The 7,685-nt window shown below is 74.6% G+C and carries 8 protein-coding genes; 7 read left to right on the top strand and 1 reads right to left on the bottom strand.

The genetic code is table 11. The features are described 5' to 3' along the window. From D6718_13305 to D6718_13335, 7 genes are all read left to right on the top strand, one after another. Nucleotides 1–84: rRNA methyltransferase (locus D6718_13305; GenBank protein RMG42859.1), on the top strand; the 84-nt coding region annotated here is incomplete at its 5' end. Between the two features lie 531 nt (nt 85–615). Further along, complete coding sequence (locus D6718_13310; GenBank protein RMG42860.1) at nt 616–1,983, top strand: hypothetical protein; 1,368 nt, start codon at nt 616–618, stop codon at nt 1,981–1,983. Beyond that, nucleotides 1,925–2,734 (top strand): ComF family protein, encoded by an 810-nt coding sequence (locus D6718_13315; protein ID RMG42861.1) that lies wholly within the window; start codon nt 1,925–1,927, stop codon nt 2,732–2,734. The genes D6718_13310 and D6718_13315 overlap by 59 nt, the downstream gene beginning before the upstream one ends. Nucleotides 2,735–2,795: 61 nt before the next feature. Next, nucleotides 2,796–3,728 (top strand): hypothetical protein, encoded by a 933-nt coding sequence (locus D6718_13320; GenBank protein ID RMG42862.1) that lies wholly within the window; start codon nt 2,796–2,798, stop codon nt 3,726–3,728. A 22-nt stretch (nt 3,729–3,750) separates the two neighbouring features. Further along, nucleotides 3,751–4,527: a sulfite exporter TauE/SafE family protein gene (locus D6718_13325; protein ID RMG42863.1), complete on the top strand. Its 777-nt coding sequence runs from the start codon at nt 3,751–3,753 to the stop codon at nt 4,525–4,527. A gap of 24 nt (nt 4,528–4,551) precedes the next feature. Next, nucleotides 4,552–5,391, top strand: coding sequence for a prolipoprotein diacylglyceryl transferase (locus tag D6718_13330; GenBank protein ID RMG42864.1), 840 nt, complete (start codon nt 4,552–4,554; stop codon nt 5,389–5,391). Between the two features lie 133 nt (nt 5,392–5,524). Then, nucleotides 5,525–6,343, top strand: a complete 819-nt coding sequence (locus D6718_13335; protein RMG42865.1) for an SDR family NAD(P)-dependent oxidoreductase — start codon at nt 5,525–5,527, stop codon at nt 6,341–6,343. Nucleotides 6,344–7,025: 682 nt separating this feature from the next. Here D6718_13335 and D6718_13340 read toward each other — a convergent pair. After that, a complete protein-coding gene (locus tag D6718_13340; protein ID RMG42866.1) occupies nt 7,026–7,685 on the bottom strand; it encodes a hypothetical protein in 660 nt (219 codons plus the stop codon).

Below are 7,685 nucleotides of genomic sequence, written 5' to 3' on the forward strand. Positions count from 1 at the left end.
CACGAACTCGCCGCGGTGGTCCTCCTCGAGCAGATCTACCGGGCGCTGGCGCGCAGCCGCGGGCACCCCTACGCGTCGCACTGAGGCGCCGCGCGAATCGCCTCTCCTCCTGCATCCTGCGGGCCGGAAAGCGACTTCGGAACGGTGGCGCTGGGCCGCTCCGCCGCCGCGAGGGCTCTGCCGGGTCCGGACGTCCTTCCGCCCGCGCGGACCGCGGGCGGAAGGGCCGACCGCCGCCGCGGACCCGTCTCCCCCAACGGCGGGCGCGATCTCCCGATCGACGCCGCGGCCCCTGCGGCCCGATCGTCCCCGCCCGACTCGGGTCCGTCGCTTCCACCCCCGGCTGACTCCTCGCGCGAGCGGTGCGGCGAACCCGCGATCCGCCCGGACCCGTTCGGGCCGGCAGGCCGCGCTGGCGCGAGCGCCGCCGCCCGACGGGAGTCCGTGGTCCCACTTCCGCGGGTCTTTCGGGTCCGGGCGGACGTGGGGCTTCGGAGGAGCCGCCGCGCTTCCGGTACGGCCAACGCAGGCCGGCTCGAGGCGATCCCGCCCCCGGGAGGTCCCCGGCGGCGTTCCTTGACCCCGGATGCCGGAAACCCGTACCGTAGACCCGCCATGCGCGTGCGCACCTTCGTGACGCTGCTCCTCCTGCTCGGCCTCGCCGCGGCGGTCGTTTTCCTGTTGCTGCCGAACCGCACGACGCTCGAGTTGACGCTCACCGTCGGCCGCTATGCGGTGCCGGTGTGGGGAGCCATCCTGGGCGCGTTCACGATCGGCGCCCTGTTCGGCCTCGTCTTCGAGCTGCTCGGCGCCGGCCGCGGCATCGCGGCCCGCGCCCGGTCCGTCTTCGGGCGCCGGCGCCTGCGCGCGGCCGAGCGTGCCCTCGAACTCGGCCGGAGGGCGGAGCGCGAGGGGCGGCTCGGCGCCGCGATCGAGCATTTCCGGGAGGCCACCGCCCTCGCCCCACTCGATCCGCGCGGCCCGATGCGGCTGGGGGACGCACTCCGGCAGGCGGGGCGACCGGTCGATGCGGCCGCGGCGCACGAGCAGGCGCGAAGGGTGGCCGACGAACCCGACGCTTCGACCCACGCGCTGGCGCTGGACCACATCGAAGCGGGCCGCTGGGACGACGCCCGGCGGGAGCTGGAGGCGCTGGTCGCACGCTCCCCGCGGACGGCGGTGGCGCCGCTCCGGCAGCTCCGCGATATCGAGATGCGCGCCGGGAACTGGGAGGCGGCCGCGCGAGCGCAGCGGCGCCTCGAGGCGGCGACCGGCGAGCTCACCGAGGACGATCGGGAGCGGGGCCTCGCGATCAGGACCGAGCTGGCCCGCGCGCGGGCCGAGGCGGGACAGCGGCGCGCGGCGCTCAACCAGCTCCGGCGGGTCGTCAAGGAAGCGCCGGCGTTCCTCCCCGCCGTGAATCGGCTCGCGGAGCTCCTGGTCGAAAGCGGCGACGTCGGCTCGGCACGGACGGTGTTGCTCGAAGCGTTCGAGCGGACGGGCGAACCGGTCCTCCTCGATCGGCTGGCCGACATCGACATCGCCCGCGAGCGGCCCCAGGACGCGATCGCCACCCTCCGGGGGCTGGTGGCGGGCCGCCGCCACGCCATCGCCTCGCGGTTCGCCTTGGGCCGCCTCTACTTCCGCCTCGAGATGCTCGACGAGGCAGCGGATCAGTTGGAACCGCTGCACGAGGAGCTTCCCGCGGCGGTCGCGGTGACGGTGCTGCTCGCGCGCACGGAAGAGCGCAGGGGGCGGCTCGCGCGCGCGGCCGCCTTGTACCGCGAGGCGCTCGAAGCGCGGCCGGTTCCGGAATCGCTCTGCCGCGCGTGCGGGGCCGCCCACGAGAGCTGGGCTCCCTCCTGCCGCGCGTGCGGGCGCTTCGGAACCGTGTCGTCGGCGGCGCCGCTCGAGCCACGGCGCGATGCGAGAACTCCACAGGCCCCCGGACCGCTCTACGAGCTGGCGGCGGGGGAGTCGTAGTCCCTCCCTCCGGGAAGCGCTGCGCGGCCTGGCCGCCCTCTTGTGGCCCGGCCCCTGCCTCGGCTGCGGCGAAGACCTCCCGGGCCGCGCCGCGGCGGGCGTCTGCCTTCCCTGCTGGGCGGAGCTTCCGCTCCACGACGGTGAAGGCTGCCGCCGGTGCGCGCTGCCGCTCCACGGCGACGGCCCGTGCCCCGACTGCCGCGCGGCGGGGGCCGCCCGGCGGCGCCTGGAAGCCACCGTGGCCGCGCTGGTCTACCGGGACACGGCCGTCCGGCTGCACCGCGCGCTCAAGTTCGGCGGCGCCGCCGCGCTCGCCCGCCCTCTCGGACGACTGATGGCGGCGGCGTGGGCCGCCCGCGGCCCGTTCCGGCCCGACCTCCTCGTTCCGATCCCGCCCGGACGGTTCCGATGGGGCCCGCGCCGCGAGGCGGTGCGCCGCCTCGCGCGGGAGGCGGCTCGGCGGCTCGGCGTGCCCCTCGGCCGGCACCGGCTGATGCGATGGAGGTTCGCGAGGGCCCAGACGCGTCAAGGGGCGGCCGCCCGCCGCGCGCTCCCGGAGGGGACCTTCCGCGCCCCGCTCCGGCTCGACGGGATGCGGGTGGTGATCGTCGACGACGTCGCGACGACGGGCGCCACGCTCCGGGAGGCGGCCCGGGCGCTCCGCCAGGCGGGGGCGGAGCGGGTGGCCGCGCTCGTGCTGGCCAGAACGCCGCATCCCGCCGCTTTGCCCGGGGCCCCCGTTTCCGGCTAGCCTGGGGACTTCCGGCCGGCCCGCGGCCGGCCGTTTTCCCTGCGAACAGGAGAGCACGACCATGCCGCGCTGCCGCCTCGCCGCATCCTCGCTCGCCGCACTCGGAGCGTTCCTCGTCGCCGTGGCCGCCGACGCCGGCGACGTCCGCACCACCCTCAAGCTCGCCCAGGAGGTCTACGAGGCCGGCACACCCGTCCGCGGCGAGCTGACCCTCGTGAACGAAGGCGAGGGATGGGCCGAGATCCCCGACGCGGCGCACCTCGCCCGCCGGCTCGAGCTGCGCGCGGCGGGAGGCAAGGTGATCCATCCGCGCGACCCGGACCGGTTCGGAGCGGCGAAAACGACCGCGCTCGGGCCCGGCGGCTTCGTCGGCTTCGCGTTCGACGCGGCGAAGCTCTTCCCGCAGCTCGCGCAGCCCGGCGAGTACACGCTCGCCTTCAACCCGCCGGGCCAGCTCTCCGCGGCGAGCGCACCGATCCGCATCCTGCCGGCGTTCGATCCGAACCAGGACTACCGGATGAAGATCGTCACGCCGAACGGCCCGATCGTCATCGACCTGTTCGAGAAAGAAGCGCCGGTGGCCGTCCACAACGTCGTCCAGCTCGCCCGGACGGGATTCTTCGACGGCGCGTCGATCCCGAAGATCCAGAAAGGAACGGCCCTGATCATCCGCGGCCCCGTCACCGAGCGTCACCGGATCGTCCCGTTCGAGAAGACCAACGTCCCCCTGCTCGCGGGGACGGTGGTGCTGGAACCGGCCCCGCCGGGGCGCCGGCCGGCGAACTATCCCAAGCTGATCGTCCTGCTCGGCCCGAAGCCGGACTGGCAGGGACGGGTGACGGCGGTGGGCCAGATCGTCGAGGGGCAGGAGGCGCTCGACCGCCTCGCGGCCGTTCCGACCACCGGCCCCGGCGGGGTTCCCCCGTTCAAGCCCTTGCAACCGGTCAGCGTGGACAAGGCCGAGATCCTCGAGGCGCCGAAAGGCGACCGGTAGGGGTCGGGCACCCGGCCGCACCGTGGAGTTCGTGGCCCACCTCGCCCCGGCCGGGACCCTCGGTGCGGCGGCGGTCGTCTCGGTCCTGGCCACCGGGTTCGTGGCCGGCTTCTTCAACGTCACCGCCGGCGGGGGATCGCTGTTGACCCTGCCGTTGCTGGTGCTGCTGGGGCTGCCGGGGCCGGTCGCCAACGGGACGAACCGCCTGGCGCTCGTCGTCCAGAACCTGGTCGCGGTGCCGACGTTCCGCCGAGGTGGCGTGCGGGGCATGCGGCGCCACGCCCGATTGGTGCTCGCCGCCGTTCCCGGAGCGCTTCTCGGTGCCTGGGCGGGCGCGACGATCTCCGATCCGCTGTTCCGGCGCGTGCTCGGCCTGCTCATGATCGCGATGACCGCCGTCGTGCTGGCGCGCCCGGGCGGGGGCGATGGGCGCGATCCCGCAACGCGCCCCCGGCTGGCGACCTGGCTGTCGTTCGCGGGCATCGGGCTGTACGCCGGGTTCATTCAGGCCGGCGTCGGCTTTCTCATCGTCTTCGCCCTCGCCGGGATCGAACGGATGCCGCTGGTGCGCGCGCATGCCTTCAAGGTCGCCACCGTGCTCGCCCTGCAGGTGCTGGCATTGCCGGTGTTCGCCTGGCATGGCAAGGTGAGCTGGGGCCTCGGGGCGCTCCTCGCGGTGGGTCTGGCGGCGGGCGGTTTCGTCGGAGCCCGGCTCGCGCTGCGGAGCGGGGAGCGCGTGTTGCGGTACCTTCTGGCGGCGGCGGCGCTGGCTCTCTCGTTGCGGCTGCTGCTCTCCTGAGGGGTCACCCGGAGGAGCGACGCGATGCACCCCGTCCTGATCGACTTCGGCACCGTCCGGCTGTTCGGGCAGGAGTTCCCCCTGGTGATCGGCAGCTACGGGGTGATGATGGCGATCTCGCTGCTCCTGGGGCTGTGGCTGGTCAACCGCTGGGGCAAGCAGGTCTACCCCGAGGCGCCGTGGACCGACATCGTGATGGGGACCTTCATCGCCGGGTTCATCGGTGCCAAGCTCGCCAACGCCGTCGTCTTCTGGAGGGAACTCGCGACCGGCCAGATGTCGCTGATCGGCGTCCTTCGCGGCGGAGGCGTCTGGCTCGGAGGGGCGCTCCTCGGTACCGCGTACTGCATCGCGATGCTGCGGCGGCATCGGATGGAGATCGGTGCTTCGTCGGACGTCTTCTTCACCGTCGTGCCGCTCGCCCACGGGCTCGGTCGGATCGGCTGCCTGCTCGGAGGCTGCTGTTACGGCAGCGCCTGCGATCTTCCGTGGGCGATCACCTACACCGATCCCCTGGCGGCGAAGTACAACGGCACGCCGCTCAACGTCCCCCTGCACCCCACCCCGGTCTACGAGTTCCTCCTCGAGATGGCGAATTTCGCCGTGTGCTACGCGCTGTGGCGCCGCCGCCCGCGCGGCGGAACGGTCGCGGGAACCTGGGTGCTCCTGTACGGCGTGGAGCGGTTCTTCCTCGAGTTCCTCCGTTCCGATCCCCGAGGGCAGTACGGGCCGCTGACGACGAGCCAGTGGATCTCGCTGGCGATGGTGGCCGCCGGCACCGCCCTCCTCTTGAAGGTGCAGCGGGCGGCCGCCGGAGCGCCGGCCGGCGCATCCGCTCCCGCGGCGCGGCGCCGGCCCCGCTGACGCGACGGAGGGCGCGTCGCATGAGCCCCGCCGGAAGCCGCACCGCCGGCGGAGAAGGAACGCGGAGCGGCCGTCCCGACCGAAGATCCGTCCTTCCCGCCGGGGGTCGTCCCGCCGGTGCCCGGAGCCGCCGATGAGACGCCGGCAGCGCTCTTCCTCCGCGGCCAGGGCCCGCCCCACCGCCATCACCGGCGGGTCGAGCGGGATCGGCCTCGCGCTCGCCCGGCGGTACGCTCGCGAGGGGAGCCGCTTGCTGCTGATCGCACGCCGCGAAGCTCAGCTCCACGAGGCGGCGCGGGAGCTGGCCGGGCTGGGGGCGGAGGTGCGGGCGGCGGCGGCTGACGTCACCGACCGGGAGCGGCTGCGCGAGGCGGTGGCGCGGGCTGCCGCCGGCTGGCCGCCGCCGGCGCGGCTGATCTGCGCCGCGGGGCAGCTCGCCGCGGGCCGGGCGCAGCCGCTCGACGCCGCGGCGGCGCGGCGGCTTTTCGAGGTCAATCTGCTCGGGACCGCCGCCACCGTCGACACGTTCCTTCCGATGATGCTGCCGCACGGGGGCACGATCGCACTCGTCGCTTCGATGGTGGCGCGGCACCCGTTCACGGGCCTGGCGGCCTATGCGATCAGCAAGTGGGCGCTGGACGGCTATCACCGGGCCCTCGCCAGCCAACTGCGCGGCACCGGGGTCCGCGTCCTCGTCGCCTACCCGTCGATCGTCGACACGCCGATGGTGCACCGGCTCCTCGCGGAGGAGGCCGTGCCGCCCGCCGTCTACCGCGCCTGGCCGGCGCGCGATCCCCAGCGGGTCGCGGAGCGCCTGGCGCGCGCCATCGACGCCGGCCGGCCGCGCATCTTCGTCTCGGCCGCCGACCGGGCGGCGGACCTCCTGCTGCGGGCCGCCCCGATCCTGGGAGCGGCGCTGCTGGACCGCCTCACCGCGATCCGCGCCAGGTGACGCCGGAGCCCCGGGTTCGCCGACGGCTCGGTCGCGTTCCCGCCGCTTCCCGCCCCGCGCCCGGTGTCGAGGGCAGCCGAGGTGCATCCCGGATGGTCCGTGAGGTGCTTCCCGGATGGTGCGCTCGTTCCTCCAACCCGCTGAGTGATCGAGCGTTACCGTCTCGGACCGCTCGGTGCACGCCGGAACGGGCGGATGTCTCGGCGCGCCACCGAGTTCGCCGGCGCGGCGCACCATCGAGGGTGCACCTCCGAAGGCAACGGGCCGCACCGGCACCCCGGGCAAGAGTCTCCCCCTTCGGTGCTCCCGCGCGCCCCGGGCAGCGCCCGTGCCGCGGCAGGCCGGGCGAGCGACCGGCCGCTCGCCCCGGCGCCGCGGGCGGCCCTGCGGGACGGCGGCGCGCGGAAAGGTGGTCGGCCGGACCGCAGCCGGCTCCCGCCCGCCGGAGCCGTGCGGCCGGGGTCCGCCCCGCCGCCGTTCCCAGGCCGCGGGGCCGGATCGCCCGGAGCGCCGGGCGGACGACGCCGGGCTCGAAGGGGGACGCGCGGGCGCCCTGCCGCAACGACGGGGAGCGGAGACGAGGGGGAACGTCGGGCTGGCGCTCTGCCGGCGGGCGCGGCCCATCGTCCCGCCTGCCGTTCGAAGTTCTCCGGGAGCGGGCCGCCGCGGACCGTCCGGCCCGTCAGGAGCGCCGGCTCTCGCGGTAGATCCGCTCGCAGGCGTCCCGTTTGACCTTGCCCGAGGAGGTCCGGGGGATCTTCCGGACGAACAGGACGTCGTGCACCGGCACCCCGAACCGCGCCAGCACGTAGCGCTTGACCTCGTCGACCAGCGCCTGCCGGTCGGTCAGGACCAACCGCTCGAAGTAGCTCTCCAGGGCGTCCGGCGTCTGCTTGCGGAGCCACCCCCGCGGTCCGCCGAGCTTCATGAACTCCTGGAACGCCTTGATCTTCGCCTTCACCGCGGGGGTCATCCGCGCGATCGGGACCGACATCACCACGATCTCCTCCCGGCCCTTCACGGTGACCGAGAAGACGTGCACCTTCCCCCGCTCGAAGAAGGGAAGCTCCTCGAGGTCGGAGGCGATGTCGTGGGCGTAGAAGTTCTTTCCGTCGACGATGATCAGGTCCTTCAGCCGGCCGGTGACGTAGAGGCGCCCGTCCTCGTCGAGCATCCCCAAATCGCCCGTCCGCAGCCAGCCGTCCCGGAAGAGCTGCTCGTTGTGCTCCTCGAACAGGTAACCCTCGGTGACCGACGTGCCGCGCAGCCAGATCTCGCCCACCTGGCCGCACGGCGCGTCCCGACCATCCTCGGTGACGATCCGGATCTGGAAATCGCCCAG

This window comes from Acidobacteriota bacterium (assembly GCA_003696075.1).
GTDB lineage: Bacteria > Acidobacteriota > Polarisedimenticolia > J045 > J045 > J045.

Coding starts and splice junctions, on each gene's coding strand:
- D6718_13315 (RMG42861.1), top strand. CDS start 1,925: ATGCGAGAACTCCACAGGCCCCCGGACCGCTCTACGAGCTGGCGGCGG.
- D6718_13335 (RMG42865.1), top strand. CDS start 5,525: ATGAGACGCCGGCAGCGCTCTTCCTCCGCGGCCAGGGCCCGCCCCACC.
- D6718_13310 (RMG42860.1), top strand. CDS start 616: ATGCGCGTGCGCACCTTCGTGACGCTGCTCCTCCTGCTCGGCCTCGCC.
- D6718_13320 (RMG42862.1), top strand. CDS start 2,796: ATGCCGCGCTGCCGCCTCGCCGCATCCTCGCTCGCCGCACTCGGAGCG.
- D6718_13330 (RMG42864.1), top strand. CDS start 4,552: ATGCACCCCGTCCTGATCGACTTCGGCACCGTCCGGCTGTTCGGGCAG.